This window comes from Acidovorax sp. 100, from assembly GCF_003688355.1.
Classification (GTDB): domain Bacteria; phylum Pseudomonadota; class Gammaproteobacteria; order Burkholderiales; family Burkholderiaceae_C; genus Acidovorax; species Acidovorax delafieldii.
In genome coordinates this window covers 2,731,888-2,750,235 of the sequence record NZ_REFD01000001.1, presented here as the reverse complement: position 1 = coordinate 2,750,235, position 18,348 = coordinate 2,731,888, and the positions used below count along the sequence as shown (strand labels likewise).

Below are 18,348 nucleotides of genomic sequence, written 5' to 3'. Positions count from 1 at the left end.
AGACCCATGTGTGATTCAAAATTGCCTGACGCTAACCCAGTCCCCAGCAAAGAGTAACACTCACGCTAGCGACACGAGATTGTCGAGCGTTCGACAAGCCAGTAAAGAACGGCGAACATTCGCTAACTGGGCAACAGCCGACTGACTAGCTAACGATGGACGAAGGTTAAATCGCCCTTGGCGGTGAACCTCTCACGGAAAACTGCTGTCAAGGCGTGATGGCTTCAGCGCGGCTTGCGCGGCTGAATGCCCAGTGCTTCCTTGTGTTTGTTGATGCGGTCCTTCTTGCGCTGATCCATCTTTTCCATGGCCTTGCGCTTGGTGTAGCCGGTGGAATCAGCCCAGGCCCACCACAGCGCTGTGGCCGCGAAGGGCGCCAGCACCCACCACCACGACCACGTGGCCACGGGGCCGATCTCGAAGTATTTCAGTGCCAGCATGAGAAGGGACAGACCCAGCAGATACATCGCTCTCTCCAAAGAATGCCGCGAAAAGCGGGATTGACCAGGGACAACTGCGTGTCAACCCAAGTCACTACAATCACATTAAAAGCACTGTAACTCAACCACAGGAATTCCCACCATGAAGCGTTCCCTGATCACACTCGCCTTGACGCTGTCGGTTGCGGCACCCGCGATGGCCGACCTGGCCTTGGCCACCTCCAAGAACTGCATGGCTTGCCACGCAGTGGACAAGAAACTGGTGGGGCCTGCCTACAAGGACGTAGCAGCCAAATACGCTGGTCAGAAGGACGCCGTGGACAAGCTGGCCGCCAAGATCGTCAAGGGTGGCTCTGGCGTGTGGGGTCCAGTGCCCATGCCCGCCAATGCGCAAGTGAATGACGCCGAAGCGAAGAAGCTGGCGGCCTGGGTGCTGACGCAAAAGTAATTTACCGCCCTTGTAGTGGCCGCGGGTTCTACCGTCCCGGCCCCAGCAAAAAGCCGCGTCACTGATCGTGCGCGGCTTTTTTAATGCCTGCAGACAACGCCCGTTTGACCCCTGAGTTCGCAGACCGTACCTGCGCCTTCCAGGACATCACCCACAGGATAGGCCCTACACGATGGGGGTCACCAGCGAATTGCGGGAGCGCAGCTGCTGCTCCAGCTGGCCCACATAGGCCGCCGTGGTGTTGTCAGACTCCTCGGCGCGCGCGGCGAGGCGGTCCTCCAGGTGGTCCAGCCGCGCCAGAACCGCCGCATGGGCCTCACTGTGCTGGATTTCAAGGAATGTACGCAGCTCCGTGAAGCGGGACGCCTCGGCCTTGTCAGCCAGCTCGCGCTGAGCCTGCATCTCTTTGGTGTGGCGGCGGGTTTCGAGCAGTACCGAGCCCTGCAGCGACAACACGTAGGCCACGAAGAAGATGCCCAACAAGGCGGTAAGCGCCAGCATGAGCAACCCGAGCGGCGCTTCAAATGACACCACCCCCAGCGATACCAGGGAAGGGGCGGCCAGCGCAGGCCAGTTCAATGCAGCCAGTGCAGCAATCACCAGCACCGTCAACAGCAAAACGATGGAACGCAAGTGCATGGGAAATCTCCGGTCAGCAGCGCCCGGCCAGGGTGGCCGGTCACGCCATGCTGCGGTTGTAACGCATACACGGGCAATTGCTGCCAGCGCTGGAGTGATTGGAGATCACGTCCTACAACGCGCGCTGCGTGCCCGCCGGGTGAGCGGGCCCGCTGCTTCGATCACGTACCGGGGTGATCAACGAGTTTTGTGGCCACACCACATCGCGGCGCGATATGAGTGTCCCCGAATCCGGCAAGCGCTGCGCGCTGGCGCCGTTTCACGGCGCCTTCTGGATCAGTTGGTCTGGGCCAACTGATCCAGAATTGCCGGATTCTCCAGCGTGCTGGTGTCCTGGGTGATGGCCTCGCCCTTGGCGATGCTGCGCAGCAGGCGGCGCATGATCTTGCCGCTGCGGGTCTTGGGCAGGTTGTCGCCAAAGCGGATGTCCTTGGGCTTGGCAATGGGGCCGATTTCCTTGGCCACCCAGTTGCGCAGTTCGTTGGCGATCTGCTTGGCCTCTTCGCCCGTGGGGCGCGAGCGCTTGAGCACCACAAACGCACAGATGGCTTCACCGGTCACGTCGTCAGGGCGGCCCACCACGGCGGCCTCGGCCACCAGATCGGTCTTGGCGACCAGGGCGGATTCGATCTCCATCGTGCCCATGCGGTGACCGGACACGTTCAGCACGTCGTCAATGCGGCCGGTGATGCGGAAGTAGCCCCGGTCGGCACTGCGCACCGCCCCGTCGCCTGCCAGGTAGTAGCCCTTGAGTTCTTCGGGGAAGTAGCTTTTCTTGAAACGCTCGGGGTCGTTCCAGATGGTGCGGATCATGCTGGGCCAGGGGCGCTTGATGACCAGGATGCCACCGGCGCCGTTGGGCACGTCGTTGCCCACCTCGTCCACGATGGCGGCCGTGATGCCGGGCAAAGGCAGCGTGCAGCTGCCGGGCACCAGCGGCGTGGCGCCGGGCAGCGGGGTGATGACATGGCCACCGGTTTCGGTCTGCCAGAAGGTGTCCACGATGGGGCAGCGTTCGCCGCCCACGTTCTTGTGGTACCACATCCAGGCTTCGGGGTTGATGGGCTCTCCCACGCTGCCCAGGATGCGCAGGCTCGACAGGTCAGAGCGCGCGGGGTGCACCGCCTCGTCGGCTTCGGCCGCCTTGATGAGCGAGCGGATGGCGGTGGGGGCGGTGTAGAAGATGGTGCACTTGTGGCGCTCAATCATCTGCCAGAAGCGGCCTGCGTTCGGGAAGATGGGGATGCCTTCGAAGATGATCTGCGTGGCGCCTGCAGCCAGCGGGCCGTAGGCCACGTAGGTGTGGCCCGTGATCCAGCCGATGTCGGCCGTGCACCAGAACACATCATCGGCGCGCAAGTCGAACGTCCAGTCCATGGTCATCTTGGCCCACAGCAGGTAGCCGCCGGTGCTGTGCTGCACGCCCTTGGGCTTGCCGGTGGAGCCGCTGGTGTAGAGGATGAACAGCGGGTGCTCAGCCCCCACGGCCACGGGGGCACACTCGGTGCTTTGGCCCGCCAGCGCTTCGGCAAAGGTCTTGTCGCGCCCCGCCACCATGTTGCAGGCCGTGGCCGTGCGCTGATAGACGAACACGTTGCGGATGGTGTCGCAGCCGCCCATGGCCAGGGCTTCATCGATGATGGACTTGAGCGGCAGCTCCTTGCCACCACGCATCTGGTAGTTGGCAGTGATGACGGCCACGGCACCGGCATCGATGATGCGCTCGTGCACGGCCTTGGCACTGAAGCCGCCAAACACCACGCTGTGCGTGGCGCCAATGCGAGCGCAGGCCTGCATGGCGATCACGCCCTCAATGGTCATGGGCATGTAGATCAGCACGCGGTCGCCCTTGGCCACGCCATGGGCCTTGAGCGCGTTGGCAAACTGGCTCACGCGGGCCAGCAATTCCTTGTAGGTGATCTTGGTGACCGTGCCATCGTCGGCTTCAAAGATGATGGCCGTCTTGTTCTCGGTGGCTGTGCCGATGTGGCGGTCCAGGCAGTTGGCCGAGGCATTGAGTTCGCCATCGGCAAACCACTGGAAGAACGGCGCGTTGGACTCGTCCAGCGTGCGGGTGAAAGGCTTGGTCCACTGCAAGTTGCCGCGTGCCTGGCGCGCCCAGAAGCCCTCGAAGTCCTTCTCGGCCTCGGCACACAGTGCGTCATACCCAGCCATGCCGGACACGCGCGCGGCTTTGACGATGGCGTCCGAGGGCGGGAACACGCGGTTCTCAACCAGCACGGACTCGATGGCGGATGTGGGCGCACTCATGGTGTTGTCTCCTGGATCTAATGGGAATTGGAATTGGGCGGTACTGTCGGGCGCGGCACTTACAGGCCACTGACTGGCGCGAAGCTTACAGAGTACGCCATTGCGGCCCGCCTGTCGCCAAGGGCCGGGCCACCGGCTGCGCAGACCCACCTGCCACCGCAGGGACATGCTGCCCCCCCTAAAATCGCGCCTCCTGCAACCCTTTGCGAGTGCCATGTCCTCTCCCCAACACAAGCCCCCAGCGCCACTGCGCCCCCTGCCTTCCATGATCTTCGCCAGCCGGTGGCTGCAACTGCCCCTGTATCTGGGCCTGATCCTGGCGCAGGCGGTGTATGTGTTCCATTTCTGGGTGGAACTGGTGCACCTGATCGAAGCCGCGTTTGGCAACACGGCGGCCCTGCAGAGCCTGGTGTCCAGCATTGGCTACAAGAGTGATTTCCAGGTCACCGCGCTCAACGAGACCATCATCATGCTGGTGGTGCTGGCGCTGATCGACGTGGTGATGATCTCCAACCTGCTGATCATGGTGATCGTCGGCGGCTACGAGACCTTTGTCTCGCGCCTGCACCTGGAAGACCACCCCGACCAGCCCGAGTGGCTGAGCCATGTGAACGCCTCGGTGCTCAAGGTCAAGCTGGCCACCGCCATCATCGGCATCAGCTCCATCCACCTGCTCAAGACCTTCATCAACGCCGCCAACTACGACCTCAAGGTGCTGATGTGGCAAACCATCATCCATGTGGTGTTCCTGCTCAGCGCCCTGGCCATTGCGCTGACCGACCGGCTGATGTCGCACTCGTCGGACCGCCACTGAGCACGGCGACGGTCCCCACGCTCCCCGGCAACGCCGGGGGAGCCCCCGGGACCAGAATATCAGTCAAAAGTGCCAGTAGCGCTGGTGGCGTATGCACTGGCAGCTATCAAATTTGAAGTAAGCACCCTTCGGTATTCAGCGCCCTGGGCGCTCCCAGATTTCTCCTCAATCGGTAGGCACAGTGCGGTGCAGACCCACCCGAAGGAGAAATCCATGCCCCCTCTGTCCTCTCTCTCCCCGACCGCAGCCGCGGCGCAAGCACCCGCTGCGGCAGCCTCCCCGTCCACACACACCGCCACCAGCCGCCGCCTGGCATTGAGCGCGCTCGGCTCGCTGGGCGTCGCCTCCCTGTGGGGCTGCGGCGGCGGCAGTGACAGCACCGACTCTGGCAGCAGCACGGACTCCGGGTCAGGCACCGGCAGCGGTACCGGATCGGGCACTGGCACCGGAACAGGCACCGGCACAACCACCACCTGCTCCGTCGTCCCCGAGGAAACCGCAGGGCCTTACCCTGCCGACGGCTCCACGGCCAGCAACAACACCTACAACGTGCTCGCGCTCAGCGGCATCGTGCGCTCGGACATCCGCAGTTCGGTGGGTTCGTCCACCCAGGTCAGCGGCGTTCCGCTGTCCATCACCATCACGCTGACGAACACCAGCGCCAGCTGCGCGGCGCTGTCGGGCTACGCCATCTACCTGTGGCACTGCACGCAAGACGGCAACTACTCGGTCTACACCTCCAACAACATCGCCGACAACTACCTGCGCGGCGTGCAAGCCACGGACGCCAACGGCACCGTGACCTTCACCACCATCGTTCCGGGCTGCTATGCGGGCCGCATGCCGCACATGCACCTGGAGATCTACCCCACGCTGGCATCGGCCACCAAGGCCGCCAACAAGATCAAGACCACGCAACTGGCCTTCCCCACCGCACTGCTCAGCAGCATCTACAGCAGCAATTCGGGCTACAGCGCCAGCGTGCGCAACCTGGCCTCCATGTCGTTTGCCACGGACAACGTCTTCAGCGATGGCACCACGCTGGAGATGACCACCATGCAGGCCAACACCGGCGGCGGCTACTCCGCCAGCATCACGATTTCGATCGCGGTCTGAGCCCCTCGTTTCTTCCATTCACCCTGTTGTTTCGATCACCAGAAAGACGCCCGATGTTCAAGATCCACACCCTTTTGGCCGCACTGGCCCTGGCATCCATCGCCGCAGCGTTCCCCAGCCACGCCCAGCCATCCCGCGGCACGCCGCCCGCCCCGCCACCCGAGGCCTACGCCGCCTGCAAGGGCAAGACCGAAGGCGCCTCCGTCACGCTGACCATGCCCGACGGCAAGAGCCTCGCAGGCACTTGCCGCACAATGGACGGCACCCTGGTGGCCATGCCCGCTGGCGGGCCTGGTGGCCCCGGCGCAGGTGGCCCGCCCCCCGCCCGCTGACCCACCATGCCACCCCTGCGCTCCCTCGTCCCCGTGCCCCATCTGACGCTGCACCGCAAAGCCTTCATCGCCCTGGCCGCCCTGCTGCTGGCGTTGTTGCTGATCTTTGTGGGGTTCTCGCGCCTGAGCCTGCAGCGGGGCCTGGGGCCGTATGTGGCCGAGATCGAGCTGGCCCGCATGGACTGGCTGGCCGAGCGCCTGCAGGCCCACCACACCCAGGCAGGCGGCTGGGACAGCCTGCGGGGTCAGTCGTCCCTGTGGGGACGGCTGACCCACCCGGGCGGCGGTCCACGCGGGCCGGGTGGCGCCCGCCCCCCCAGCGGTTCGCCGCCCGGCCTCCCGTCGGAGCCTCCTGGCACGGCCGCCCCCCCTCCTTCCAATGCCAGTGACAGTGGCCGTGGCGCTGACCTTGGCAACAGCCCGCCCCCACCCCCACCCGGCGACCTGCGGCCCCTGGACCGGGGCCCAGCGCCACCCCAGCGCCACCCGGATGACATCTACCCCCGCCTGGGCCTGCTCGATGCACAAGATCAGCTGGTCGCAGGCACACCGCCCCAGCCGGGGGGCGCACGCCTGGCGTTGCGTGGCGCCGGCGGCCAGACCATCGGGCACCTGGTGCTGGCGCCCCCGCAGGGCGTGCGCAGCGAGGCCGACCAGGCCTTTCTGGCCCAGCACCTGGGCTTTGTGGCGTGGACGGGCCTGGTCGGCCTGGCGCTGGCGCTGGTCCTGTCGGGCTGGCTGGCACGGCGCTGGCTGGCGCCGGTCGAGGCCCTGGCCACCGGCGCACGCGGCATTGCGCAGGGTCACCTGCACACCCGCGTGCCCGTGCACGGCAATGACGAACTGGCCCAGCTGGCCCGAACCTTCAACACCATGGCCGAACAGCTGGGCAGCATCGAAGCCAGCCGCCGCCAATGGCTGGGCGACGTGGCCCACGAGCTGCGCACGCCCCTGGCCGCCATGCGCGCCGAGATCGAGGCTGTGCAGGATGGCATCCGCCCCTTTGACGACAAGACCGCGCTGCGCCTGCACCGACAGGTGATGCGCCTGATCCAGCTGGTGGGCGACCTGCGCGCCAGCCTGGATGCGGTGGGCACCAGCGCACCCTCGGCCCAGGTGCCCGTGCACCCGCTGTCGCTGCTGAACGAAGCGCTGACCTCCATGCGCCCCCGCCTGGCGCAGGCGGGCATCGATGTGGACACCGGCGGCCTGGATGCCCTGGCCGCACCAGGCGCCGCCCAGCCGGCCCCCCTGGTGCGCGGCGACGCGCAGCAGCTGCACCAGGTGTTTTTGAACCTGCTGGAAAACAGCCTGCGCTACACCGACGCGGGCGGCCTGCTGCGCATTGCGGCGCGCCTGCTGCCACCGGCCGATGGAGACCCCCAGCTGCAGGTGCAGCTGGACGACAGTGCGCCCGGCGTGCCCGCGCACGAGCTGCCCCGTATCTTTGAGCGCCTGTACCGCGCAGAAACCTCGCGCAACCGCGACCACGGCGGATCAGGCCTGGGCCTGGCGATCTGCCGCGCCATCGTGCTTGCCCACGGCGGCACGCTGACGGCCGAGGCATCGCCCCTGGGCGGGCTGCGCATCACACTGAACTTGCCCCTTCTGGACAACCCGGCACCATGAGCCCACGCATCCTTGTCGTCGAAGACGAACCCGACATCGCCGCCATCGTGGTGGATTACCTGCGCCACGCGGGCTATGCGGTGGAGCACCAGGCCGAGGGCCGCGCCGCGCTGGCGAGCATGCTCACCACGCCGCCCGACCTCACGCTGCTGGACATCATGCTGCCCGGCATCGACGGGCTGGAGATATTGCGCCAGGCGCGGCGCCACACGCAGCACCCCATCATCATGCTCACCGCCAGGGTGGAAGAGGTGGACCGTCTCATCGGGCTGGAGCTGGGCGCCGACGACTACATCTGCAAGCCGTTTTCGCCGCGCGAGGTGGTGGCCCGTGTCAAGGCCGTGCTGCGCCGCACCGCCGCAGCGCAGGAGGTTTCCTCCGCCAGCACACCACTTGCCGCCTTGATGCTGGACGAGTCGCACTGGCAGGCCATGCTGCATGGCACGCCGCTGGGCCTCACGCGGCGCGAGTTCAAGCTGCTGCAGGTGCTGGCGCGCCAGCGGGGCCGCATCTTCTCGCGCGCCCAGCTGCTCGACCAGGCCTATGACGACACGCTGGACGTGAACGAGCGCGCCATCGACAGCCACATCAAGAACCTGCGCAAGAAGCTCAAAGCCGCCAGCACGGACGGCAGCGACTGGATCCGCTCGGTGTATGGCGTAGGCTTTGCGCTGGACCCGAACCACGAGGGCCCGCCAGCGGCCTGACGGGCAGGCTGCCAGCGCCCCCCTGGGTCCGAACACTATCAATTCAATAGCTACTCAGGCATGTAGCACTAGCGCTACCGGTGCATTTGGCTCAAAAACGCCACGATAGCCCCACCAAACAGCCCTGCAGACTTAGCGCCCCACCATCTGCGCAGGCACCACCCACTGGTCAAACTGCTCGCCCGTCAAATGCCCCGAGGCCACGGCGGCGGCGCGCAGGCTGGTGCCCTCCTTGTGCGCCTTCTTGGCAATGAAGGCGGCCTTGTCGTAGCCGATGTGGGGGTTGAGTGCCGTCACCAGCATCAGCGACTGCTCCACCAGGTCGTTGATGCGCGCCTGGTTGGGCTCGATGCCCACGGCGCAGTGCTCGTTGAAGCTAGCCATGCCATCGGCCAGCAAGCGCACGCTCTGCAGGAAGTTGTGGATCACCATCGGGCGGAACACGTTCAGCTCGAAGTTGCCCGAGGCCCCGCCGATGTTGATGGCCACGTCGTTGCCCAGCACCTGCGCGCACAGCATGGTCAGCGCCTCGCACTGCGTGGGGTTGACCTTGCCCGGCATGATGGACGAGCCCGGCTCGTTCTCGGGGATGGTGATCTCGCCCAGCCCACTGCGCGGGCCGCTGGCCAGCCAGCGCACGTCGTTGGCAATCTTCATCAGGCTGGCCGCCAGGGTCTTGAGCGCGCCATGGGCATGCACCAGCGCATCACAACTGGCCAGGGCCTCGAACTTGTTGGGGGCGGTGACCAACGGCAGGCCGGTCAGGTCGGCCAGCTCCTTGGCCACTGCCTGCGCATAACCGGCGGGCGCATTGAGCCCCGTGCCCACCGCCGTGCCACCCAAGGCCAGCTCGCCCAGGTGGGGCAGCGCGGCGCGCACATGCTGCTCGCCATGCTGCAGCTGCGCCACCCAGCCCGAGATCTCCTGGCCGAGCGTGAGGGGAGTGGCGTCCTGCAGGTGCGTGCGGCCGATCTTCACAATGCTGTCGAACGCCTTCGCCTTGGCCGCCAGCGTGGTGCGCAGGCCGTGCAGCGCGGGCAGCAGGCGGTGCATCAGCGCGTCCACCGCCGCGAGGTGCATGGCGGTGGGGAACACGTCGTTGCTCGACTGGCTCTTGTTCACCTCGTCGTTGGGATGCACCAGGCGCGCTTCGCCGCGCGGGCCACCCAGCAGCTCGCTCGCCCGGTTGGCCAGCACCTCGTTCATGTTCATGTTGGTCTGCGTGCCCGATCCGGTCTGCCACACCACCAGCGGAAACTCCTGCAGGTGACCACCTTCGATCACCTCGTCTGCTGCCGCCACGATGGCCGTGGTCTTGGCCGCATCGAGCAGGCCCAACGCGTTGTTCACATAGGCGCTGGCCCGCTTGACCTGGGCCAGCGCCCGGATCAGCTCCGGCGCCATGCGCTCGCCCGAGATGGCGAAGTGGTGCAGCGAGCGCTGTGTCTGCGCCCCCCACAGGCGCTGGGCAGGCACATCGATGGGGCCGAAGGTGTCTTTTTCGGTACGGTATGCGGTCGCGTCGGGGGTAGAGGTCTTCACGGTGGGGCCTTGCGCGCTCGGTGAGCGGATGGGAATGAATGAAACACCAGCCCGCAGCATACCCACCGAAGGCCATGGCGCGCTACCACCCCCCATCGCCCCTGACAGGCCCGCGCAAGCCCGCCGGGAGATAATTCGGGGTTCGCGTTTTCCCTAAAACCCCCACCGCCATGACCACGACGACCATTCGCCAAGAAGACCTGATCGAATCCATTGCCGGCGCACTGCAGTACATCAGCTACTACCACCCCACCGACTACATCGCCCACCTAGCCCGCGCCTACGAGCGCGAGAAGAGTCCGGCGGCCAAGGATGCGATCGCCCAGATCCTGACCAACAGCAAGATGAGCGCCACCGGCCAGCGCCCCATCTGCCAGGACACCGGCATCGTCAACGTGTTCCTGAAAGTGGGCATGGACGTGCGCTGGGAGGGCTTCAGCGGCAGCCTGGACGACGCCATCAATGAAGGCGTGCGCCGGGGCTACAACCACCCGGACAACACACTGCGCGCCTCGGTCGTGGCCGATCCGCAGTTCGCCCGCAAGAACACCAAGGACAACACCCCTGCCGTGATCTTCACCGAAATCGTGCCCGGCAACACCGTGGACATCACCGTGGCGGCCAAGGGCGGCGGCTCGGAGAACAAGTCCAAGATGTACATGCTCAACCCCGGCGACAACGTGGTGGACTGGGTGCTCAAGACCGTGCCCACCATGGGCGCCGGCTGGTGCCCGCCCGGCATGCTGGGCATCGGCATTGGCGGTACGGCCGAAAAGGCCGTGCTCATGGCCAAGGAAAGCCTGATGGACGACCTGGACATGTACGAACTGCAGGCCAAGGCCGAAGCCGCCAAGACCGGCGGCCCCGCGCTCGACAAGGTTGAAGAGCTGCGCCTGGAACTGTTTGAAAAGGTCAACGCGCTGGGCATTGGCGCCCAAGGCCTGGGCGGTCTGACCACGGTGCTGGACGTCAAGATCAAGATGTACCCCACACACGCGGCCAGCAAGCCGATTGCGATGATCCCCAACTGCGCCGCCACACGCCACGCGCACTTCGTCATGGACGGCTCGGGCCCCGTGTACCTCACGCCCCCCAGCCTGGACCTGTGGCCCAACGTGAACTGGGCGCCTGACTACAACAAGAGCAAGAAGGTCAACCTGGACACCCTGACCAAGGAAGAAGTCGCCAGCTGGAAGCCCGGCGACACGCTGCTGCTCAACGGCAAGATGCTGACCGGCCGCGATGCTGCGCACAAGCGCATCCAGGACATGCTGGCCAAGGGCGAGAAACTGCCTGTGGACTTCACCAACCGCGTGATCTACTACGTGGGCCCTGTGGACCCCGTCAAGGGCGAGGCCGTGGGCCCTGCAGGCCCCACCACCGCCACGCGCATGGACGGCTTCACCGAGATGATGCTGGCCCAGACCGGGCTGATCGCCATGGTGGGCAAGGCCGAGCGCGGCCCGGTCGCCATCGAGGCCATCAAGAAGCACCAGAGCGCCTACCTCATGGCCGTGGGCGGCGCCGCCTACCTGGTCTCCAAGGCCATTAAGACCGCCAAGGTCGTGGGCTTTGAAGACCTGGGCATGGAAGCCATCTACGAATTCGACGTGGTGGACATGCCCGTGACCGTGGCTGTGGACGCCGGTGGCACCAGCGCCCACATCACGGGCCCTGCCGAGTGGCAAAAGCGCATCGCCTCGGGCGAGTTCAAGGGCATCGGCGTCGCCGCCGCCTGATGCGCGTTGGTGTGGCAGGGCCCGCGAGGTGCCTGCCACACCACAAGGTGCAATGACAAGGAACCGCCTTCGGGCGGTTTTTTTGTGGCCGCCCCGACGCACATCCCTGCATCCGGTTCGGCAAAAATACGGGCTCGACCCGACTCCTCTTCTTCGGCTTTTGCCGCCCCCACCATGCTTTTGAACCACGGGTTTGCACAGACCCTTCGACAGCCCCTCTACGCCCTGCTGCTTGCCACGCTGATCGGCGCCCTGCCGCTGCCGGCCAGCGCCAACCCGCCCATGGTTCCGCAGCGCGACGCACAGACCGCCTTTGGCGGTGCACTGCCCGCCCGCGACGCAGCGCTGCTGGACGCCAGCCTCGCATCCCACATCGAACGCCAACAGCTGCTGAACAGCCAGCACCTGGTGGGCAGCCAACTGCGCACGCTGGACTTTTTCCACAAGACCTTCACCGTGCTCCGTGGCGGCAAACGCACGGTGTTCGATGCGGAGCTGCTGGGTACGTGGTGGCCCGAAAGCCGGCGCTGGGCATGGGAGGCCGTTGAACGCGTGCCCGACCTGAAAGACCCGAAGCGCCAATCGTTCGCCACGGGCAGCGCGCTCACGCGCCTGTATGGGCGCGAGCACGGCATCGACATCCTGCAGACCGATACCGCGCAGTTGGCGAGCGAAGAGGCTGCCTGGTATCTGTGCGCGTTTGCCGCGCAACTCAACCAGGCCACCGGCGTGCTGGTGAGCATCGGCAGCGAGCTGGTCGCCGGGGGCCAAGAGGGTCAAAAGGCCGTGGTCAAACGCTACTACCTGCTTTCGCACCCGAAGGTCGCGGAAGCAACGCCCAGTGGCAACGGCAAGGCCAAAGCACCCGCGCGCTGATCCCTCCGGTTTCTCTTGTGCTCTGCAGCGACGTATGTGGCGGCACAGCACCGGACTCATTGTCAAAATCCATGGTCTTGTTCCAGCGCAGCGCCCCCGGTGCACACGCCACAGACATACGCTCATTTCCTACAATCCAGCCTTTTGTCCAACCATGGGCTCCCTGATGCAGTCGGCCTCTTCTCCTATCGGTGTATTTGACAGCGGCGTTGGCGGACTGAGCGTGCTGCGTGCCCTGTTGGCCGCTATGCCCCACGAGCGCTTCGTGTACCTGGCCGACAGCGGCAACGCCCCCTACGGTGAGCGTGGCGACGCCTATGTGGCCGCCCGCACCCATGCCATCACCCAGTACCTGTGCGAGCAGCATCACATCAAGGCCCTGGTGGTGGCGTGTAACACGGCCACTGCGGCTGCCATTCATGAAGTGCGAAGCAGCCACCCGGAGTTGCCCCTTGTGGGGCTGGAGCCAGCCGTCAAGCCCGCTCTTGCAGTGACAGAAACAGGGCATGTGGGTGTCATCGGCACCCGTGGCACATTGACCAGCGCCAAGTTCGGCAAGCTCATGGCCTCACTGGCCGATCAAGCCCACTTTGTAGTCCAGCCCTGCGATGGTCTGGCGCACGCCATCGAGCGCAGCGTGGCATTGCCACCCGCCGCCCCCGGCAGTCCTGTCGGTGCCACGGAGACTGGCGCACTGTGCGAACGTTATCTTCAGGCGATGGGCAGTTTTGGTACAGGCCCTGGGCAGATGGACACCCTGGTGCTGGGCTGCACCCACTACATCTTTGTGGACCACGAGTTGCGCGCACTGGTGGGGCCTGACGTCCAGTTCATTGAAACTGGAGAGCCCGTGGCGCGCCAGACGCGGCGACTGCTGGAGGCCGCAGGCCTGCTCGCTGTGCCCGAGCCATCCAAACCAGGCAATCAACCGCCGCCACTCCAGAGCAACCCATCGGTGCAATTGCTCACCACGGGCCCGGTGTCCATGCTGGAGGCAGCAGCCCAGCGGTGGCTGGACCTGCCCCCCAGCCAGTGCCGGAGCGTTTCAGTGCCCTGATTCAGCCTCTATCTGCTTCTGGTGCATGATCCATATGTACCAGTCGCTATCATTTATGAAGCAACTGGGTGTGACGGCTCAGAGTCTTCAGGACGCGTCGCTGCCCCAGAGCCGGGTGCCTACCTGCTCCACGTGGGTGAGATACAGGCGCAGGTCGAACTCGTACTGGTGGTACTGCGGCTCCATGTGGGTGCAGAGCTGGTAGAAGGCTTTGTCGTGGTCCTTCTCGCGCAGGTGGGCCAGCTCGTGGACAACGATCATGCGCAGGAACTCTTCGGGCGCCTGCTTGAACATCGCGGCAATGCGAATCTCGTGCTTGGCCGCCAGCCGGTTGCCCTGCACACGCGACACCGCCGTGTGCAAGCCCAGCGCGTGGCGCACCACGTGGATCTTGTTGTCAAACAGCACCTTGTTGACCGTGCCCGCATTGCGCAGGTAGCGTGCCTTGAGCTCCTGCGCATAGTCGTAGAGCGCCCTGTCGCTGCGCACGGCATGCGCCTGCGGATACTTGCGCTGCAGAACCGCACCGAGCTTTCCCTGTGCCAGCAGATCGCGCGCCTGGTCCTGCAACGAAGCGGGGTAAGAACGCAGGTACGGAAGATCAGTGCTCATAGGCAACAAGGCAGGGACGCGCAGGGCATGGAGTGGCGCGACCGCTCAGAGGTATCGAAGCGTTTGGAAAGCTGACCCAATGCCTGGGAGATATCTGAGGGCGATGCGCGGAAAGGCGTGCGCCACCACTCAGCGCAGCACGCCCACGCAGGTCAGTGCAAGTGGCGCGGACGACGGCCACCACCACCGCCGTGACCACCACCTGGGCCGCCGGGGCCACGCGGGGGCTTGCCGATCTCCAGGGAGTTCACCAGGGCATCAAAACGCTGGCTGAACAGCTTGTCGATCTCTGCGACCACGCCCCCTAACTCGGCGCCATCAAAGTGGCGCTCCATCATGTTCACCACGTCTTGCACCAGCAGATCACGCTGCACCTGCATGATGGCAGCGGGCGTAGGGCCGACGAAAAGCATCACGAAGTCATCGCGCGACTCGGCACCCTGCTCTTCTTCGTCTTCATCAAAGTCGGTGTCGTAGAAGGTGACCTCGATGGCCGCGCCTTGCTCCGCCAGCTCATTGAGGCTCATGCACATCTCGTCGAGCGACTGGCGGAAATCCTCGTCACCCCGTACCGTCCAGCACATCTGCAGCAAGTGCTCCTGCGCGTCGTATTTGATGCCAGGTTCTTCCTCATAGGCACTGGCCGCGCCATCGGCCAGCGAACGGGCTCCAGCGTACTTCCACAGGGGTTTGAGCGCCTCCTGGAGCTGGTCAAAACTGACATCAGCACGCAAGAGAACCTGTCCGTGGACGTGGATTTCGAAGGGAGCGTTGTAACTTGACATGATTGAATCGTAGTGGTGCCCCGAGCCGGGGTCGAACCGGCACGCCCCTTTTCAGGAAAGCGGCGGATTTTAAGTCCGCAGTGTCTACCAATTTCACCATCGGGGCGCCGGCTGCTGAGCGCATACCTGCGTTGCAGCGTAACCCGGGCAGCGCGTGCGCGCAATGCCCTGTCGCATCTCTGGTCGGGACCGCTGTTTGACAACAGCACGCTCCGAACCACCAAGAAAAAAGGGAAGCCTAAGCTTCCCTTTTCAAATATGGAGCGGGAAAAGAGTCTCGAACTCTCGACCTCAACCTTGGCAAGGTTGCGCTCTACCAACTGAGCTATTCCCGCATTTTCTGATTTCTCTAACGTTTCCGTTAGTGCTTATCAGCAAGCCTCAAATTATATAACTATTTTTGGCAGTATTCGATTGCAAGCCAAAAAATTTCCATCCAACTACCATCCATCTGCACGATCCCTGCGAGCGTCTCGGCCCAGAGGCTTTGATCGATTCACTGCTGCAGACCATATCTGGAGGCGCGGTCCGGAGTCGAACCGGACTAACCGGATTTGCAATCCGGGGCATAACCGCTTTGCTACCGCGCCAGGAACTCTCATTCCTCTGACAAAAAAGGGAAGCAACTGCTTCCCTTTTTGTGGAAATTGGAGCGGGAAAAGAGTCTCGAACTCTCGACCTCAACCTTGGCAAGGTTGCGCTCTACCAACTGAGCTATTCCCGCATTTACCGAAGCCTTACATTGTACAACGTTTGCTGCGATGGGATGAATTGTAGCGCATTTTTTGGGAGTTCTCAAAAAAATTACTTCAATGTTTCATTCCATCGGCCGTGGCGGACGACACCGCTGCCTTGTCCGTCGACACAGGCACCGCAGCCGCCACTGCAACCTCTTCATCCGTCAGCGGCACGGGCTTGCTCTCCAAAGCAACTTCCAGCACCTTGTCGATCCACCGCACGGGCACGATCTCCAGGCCGCTCTTCACGTTGTCCGGAATCTCGGCGAGGTCCTTCACGTTCTCTTCAGGGATCAGCACGGTCTTGATGCCACCGCGCAATGCGGCCAGCAGCTTTTCCTTGAGGCCACCAATGGCCGTCACCTCGCCACGCAGCGTGATCTCGCCTGTCATGGCCACATCGCCACGCACAGGGATACCCGTGAGCGCAGAAACAAACGCGGTAGTCATCGCAGCCCCCGCGCTGGGGCCGTCTTTGGGGGTGGCACCGTCTGGCACGTGAATGTGGATGTCGCGCTTTTCGAACGTTTCATCCTTGATACCCAGCATACGCGCCCGGCTGCGCACCACCGTACGGGCAGCCTCCACGGATTCCTTCATCACATCACCCAGCGAACCCGTGCGCGTAATCACACCCTTGCCCGGCATGATGGCCGCCTCGATGGTCAACAGATCGCCACCCACCTCGGTCCACGCCAGGCCTACTACCTGTCCCACCTGGTTTTGCAACTCCGCACGGCCATAGGTGTACTTGCGCACGCCCAAAAAGTCCGGCAGGTTGTCAGCCGTGACCACCACCTGCGGCTCCAGTTTCTTGAGCTGCAGGCCCTTGACCACCTTGCGGCAAATTTTGGACAACTCGCGCTCGAGCGAACGCACACCCGCTTCACGGGTGTAGTAACGCACCATGTCGCGCACTGCAGGCTCGGTGATGAGCAGTTCTTCGTCCTTCACACCATTGTTCTTGAGCTGCTTGGGCAGCAAGTACTTCATGGCGATGCTGGTTTTCTCGTCTTCGGTGTAGCCCGACAGGCGAATCACCTCCATGCGGTCGAGCAATGCAGGCGGAATGTTCATCGAATTCGATGTGGCGACGAACATCACATCGCTCAGGTCGAAGTCCACCTCGACGTAGTGGTCGCCAAAGGTGTGGTTCTGCTCGGGGTCCAGCACCTCCAACAGAGCGCTCGACGGATCGCCCCGGAAGTCAGTACCCAGCTTGTCGATCTCGTCCAGCAGGAACAGCGGATTGCGCGTGCCCACCTTCGAGAGGCTCTGCAGCACCTTGCCCGGCAGCGCACCGATGTAGGTGCGGCGATGCCCGCGGATCTCGGCCTCGTCGCGCATGCCGCCCAGGGCCATGCGCACGTACTTGCGGCCGGTGGCCTTGGCGATCGATTGCCCCAGCGAGGTCTTGCCCACGCCAGGAGGGCCCACCAGGCACAGGATAGGCGCTTTCACCTTGTCCACGCGCTGCTGAACCGCGAGGTATTCCAAGATGCGGTCCTTGACCTTGTCGAGGCCGTAATGGTCTTCGTTGAGGACGCCCTCGGCATTCACAAGGTCGTGCTTGATCTTGGTCTTCTTGCTCCAAGGCAGCGCGGTGAGCACGTCGATGTAGTTGCGCACCACCGTCGCCTCGGCCGACATGGGCGACATCAGCTTGAGCTTCTTGAGTTCGGCGTCAGCCTTCTTGCGGGCCTCCGCCGGCATCTTGGCGAGCTTGATCTTTTTCTCGATCTCCTCGATGTCGGCGCCTTCGTCGCCCTCACCCAGTTCCTTCTGGATGGCCTTGACTTGCTCGTTCAGATAGAAGTCGCGCTGGTTCTTCTCCATCTGGCGCTTTACGCGGCCACGGATCTTTTTGTCGACGTTCAGGATGTCCACTTCGCGGTCGAGCTGCTCGAACAGGTTTTCGAGACGCGCCTTTACATCCGAAAGATCCAGCACCACCTGCTTGTTCTCGAGCTTAAGGGGCAGGTGTGCAGCAATGGTGTCTGCCAGTCGACCTGGGTCGTCAATGCTGGAGATGGAAGTCAGGATCTCGGGCGGGATCTTCTTGTTGAGTTTGACGTACTGGTCAAACTGCTGCATCACTGCGCGACGCAGGGCCTCGATTTCGCTGGGCTTATTGGCGTCGGGGGTCGCCTCCACCGGAGTCACGGTGGCCATGAAATGCGTCTCGGCATCTTCAATGGAAGCCACCAGAGCACGCTGCTGGCCTTCCACCAGCACCTTCACGGTGCCGTCGGGCAGCTTAAGCATCTGCAAGATGGTGGAGACACAGCCCACATCGAACATGTCAGCCACCGAGGGCTCATCCTTGGCGGCAGCTTTTTGGGCCACCAGCATGATGCGGCGATCAGCCTCCATGGCCATCTCAAGGGCCTTGATGCTCTTGGGGCGGCCCACAAAAAGCGGGATCACCATGTGAGGGAACACCACCACATCGCGCAAAGGCAACAGCGGCAGGTCAATAGGGGTGGCTGGCAGGGGGGTATGTCCGGACATGGAAATCCTCAAAGTGCTCTGTGGAAGTGGGTCCACATGTGGGGATTTTCAACCCTTGCACGCAGCCGTACTGGCGCAAGGGTTGATGGTTCA

16 protein-coding genes and 4 tRNA genes are annotated in these 18,348 nt (G+C 64.0%); 9 read left to right on the top strand and 11 right to left on the bottom strand.

The features are described from left to right. Positions 1-224: 224 nt before the first annotated feature. Positions 225-467 carry a TIGR04438 family Trp-rich protein gene (locus tag C8C96_RS12660; protein WP_056064444.1) on the bottom strand — a complete coding sequence of 81 codons (243 nt, stop codon included), beginning with the start codon at positions 465-467 and terminating at the stop codon, positions 225-227. Between the two features lie 115 nt (positions 468-582). On the opposite strand from C8C96_RS12660, the gene C8C96_RS12655 reads away from it, so the two are divergent. Next, positions 583-888, top strand: coding sequence for a c-type cytochrome (locus tag C8C96_RS12655; RefSeq protein ID WP_056064447.1), 306 nt, complete (start codon positions 583-585; stop codon positions 886-888). Positions 889-1,053: 165 nt separating this feature from the next. Here the strand turns inward: C8C96_RS12655 and C8C96_RS12650 are convergent, their stop codons facing one another. Together C8C96_RS12650 and acs are read right to left on the bottom strand one after the other, a co-directional pair. Beyond that, positions 1,054-1,527, bottom strand: coding sequence for a LapA family protein (locus C8C96_RS12650; protein ID WP_121942543.1), 474 nt, complete (start codon positions 1,525-1,527; stop codon positions 1,054-1,056). 276 nt (positions 1,528-1,803) lie between these two features. Further along, the gene (gene acs, locus C8C96_RS12645; RefSeq protein ID WP_121942542.1) at positions 1,804-3,798 is read right to left on the bottom strand and encodes an acetate--CoA ligase; all 1,995 of its coding nucleotides are present in this window, start codon (positions 3,796-3,798) and stop codon (positions 1,804-1,806) included. A gap of 214 nt (positions 3,799-4,012) precedes the next feature. On the opposite strand from acs, the gene C8C96_RS12640 reads away from it, so the two are divergent. The 5 genes from C8C96_RS12640 (at position 4,013) to C8C96_RS12620 (ending at position 8,396) form a co-directional block, all read left to right on the top strand. Next, entirely contained in the window at positions 4,013-4,612 is a 600-nt protein-coding gene (locus tag C8C96_RS12640) for a TIGR00645 family protein (protein ID WP_056064456.1), read from the top strand. A gap of 213 nt (positions 4,613-4,825) precedes the next feature. Beyond that, the gene (locus tag C8C96_RS12635; protein ID WP_121942541.1) at positions 4,826-5,728 is read left to right on the top strand and encodes an intradiol ring-cleavage dioxygenase; all 903 of its coding nucleotides are present in this window, start codon (positions 4,826-4,828) and stop codon (positions 5,726-5,728) included. 53 nt (positions 5,729-5,781) lie between these two features. After that, positions 5,782-6,060, top strand: a complete 279-nt coding sequence (locus tag C8C96_RS12630; protein WP_099730670.1) for a hypothetical protein — start codon at positions 5,782-5,784, stop codon at positions 6,058-6,060. A gap of 6 nt (positions 6,061-6,066) precedes the next feature. Continuing rightward, complete coding sequence (locus C8C96_RS12625; RefSeq protein WP_121942540.1) at positions 6,067-7,689, top strand: ATP-binding protein; 1,623 nt, start codon at positions 6,067-6,069, stop codon at positions 7,687-7,689. Further along, a complete protein-coding gene (locus tag C8C96_RS12620) occupies positions 7,686-8,396 on the top strand; it encodes a response regulator (protein ID WP_121942539.1) in 711 nt (236 codons plus the stop codon). The genes C8C96_RS12625 and C8C96_RS12620 overlap by 4 nt, the downstream gene beginning before the upstream one ends. 132 nt (positions 8,397-8,528) lie before the next feature. On the opposite strand, the gene fumC is transcribed toward C8C96_RS12620, so the two are convergent. Next, a complete protein-coding gene (fumC, locus tag C8C96_RS12615) occupies positions 8,529-9,938 on the bottom strand; it encodes a class II fumarate hydratase (protein WP_121943998.1) in 1,410 nt (469 codons plus the stop codon). A gap of 170 nt (positions 9,939-10,108) precedes the next feature. On the opposite strand from fumC, the gene C8C96_RS12610 reads away from it, so the two are divergent. The 3 genes from C8C96_RS12610 (at position 10,109) to murI (ending at position 13,610) form a co-directional block, all read left to right on the top strand. After that, positions 10,109-11,677 (top strand): fumarate hydratase, encoded by a 1,569-nt coding sequence (locus C8C96_RS12610; protein ID WP_121942538.1) that lies wholly within the window; start codon positions 10,109-10,111, stop codon positions 11,675-11,677. Positions 11,678-11,851: 174 nt separating this feature from the next. Beyond that, complete coding sequence (locus C8C96_RS12605; RefSeq protein WP_121942537.1) at positions 11,852-12,553, top strand: DUF6882 domain-containing protein; 702 nt, start codon at positions 11,852-11,854, stop codon at positions 12,551-12,553. Positions 12,554-12,719: 166 nt separating this feature from the next. Further along, positions 12,720-13,610 (top strand): glutamate racemase, encoded by an 891-nt coding sequence (gene murI / locus C8C96_RS12600; RefSeq protein WP_121943997.1) that lies wholly within the window; start codon positions 12,720-12,722, stop codon positions 13,608-13,610. 87 nt (positions 13,611-13,697) lie between these two features. On the opposite strand, the gene C8C96_RS12595 is transcribed toward murI, so the two are convergent. From C8C96_RS12595 to lon, 7 genes are all read right to left on the bottom strand, one after another. Continuing rightward, complete coding sequence (locus C8C96_RS12595) at positions 13,698-14,222, bottom strand: M48 family metallopeptidase (protein ID WP_121942536.1); 525 nt, start codon at positions 14,220-14,222, stop codon at positions 13,698-13,700. A 152-nt stretch (positions 14,223-14,374) separates the two neighbouring features. Continuing rightward, positions 14,375-15,007 carry a DUF6806 family protein gene (locus C8C96_RS12590; RefSeq protein WP_056064478.1) on the bottom strand — a complete coding sequence of 211 codons (633 nt, stop codon included), beginning with the start codon at positions 15,005-15,007 and terminating at the stop codon, positions 14,375-14,377. A gap of 13 nt (positions 15,008-15,020) precedes the next feature. Next, a tRNA-Leu gene (locus tag C8C96_RS12585) sits at positions 15,021-15,113 on the bottom strand. A gap of 153 nt (positions 15,114-15,266) precedes the next feature. Continuing rightward, a tRNA-Gly gene (locus C8C96_RS12580) sits at positions 15,267-15,342 on the bottom strand. Positions 15,343-15,523: 181 nt separating this feature from the next. Then, positions 15,524-15,597, bottom strand: a tRNA-Cys gene (locus tag C8C96_RS12575). Between the two features lie 58 nt (positions 15,598-15,655). Then, positions 15,656-15,731: transfer RNA gene (locus C8C96_RS12570), tRNA-Gly, on the bottom strand. A gap of 85 nt (positions 15,732-15,816) precedes the next feature. Next, on the bottom strand, positions 15,817-18,255 hold the full coding sequence (gene lon / locus C8C96_RS12565) for an endopeptidase La (protein ID WP_121942535.1): 2,439 nt from the start codon (positions 18,253-18,255) through the stop codon (positions 15,817-15,819). Between the last annotated feature and the right edge of the window lie 93 nt (positions 18,256-18,348).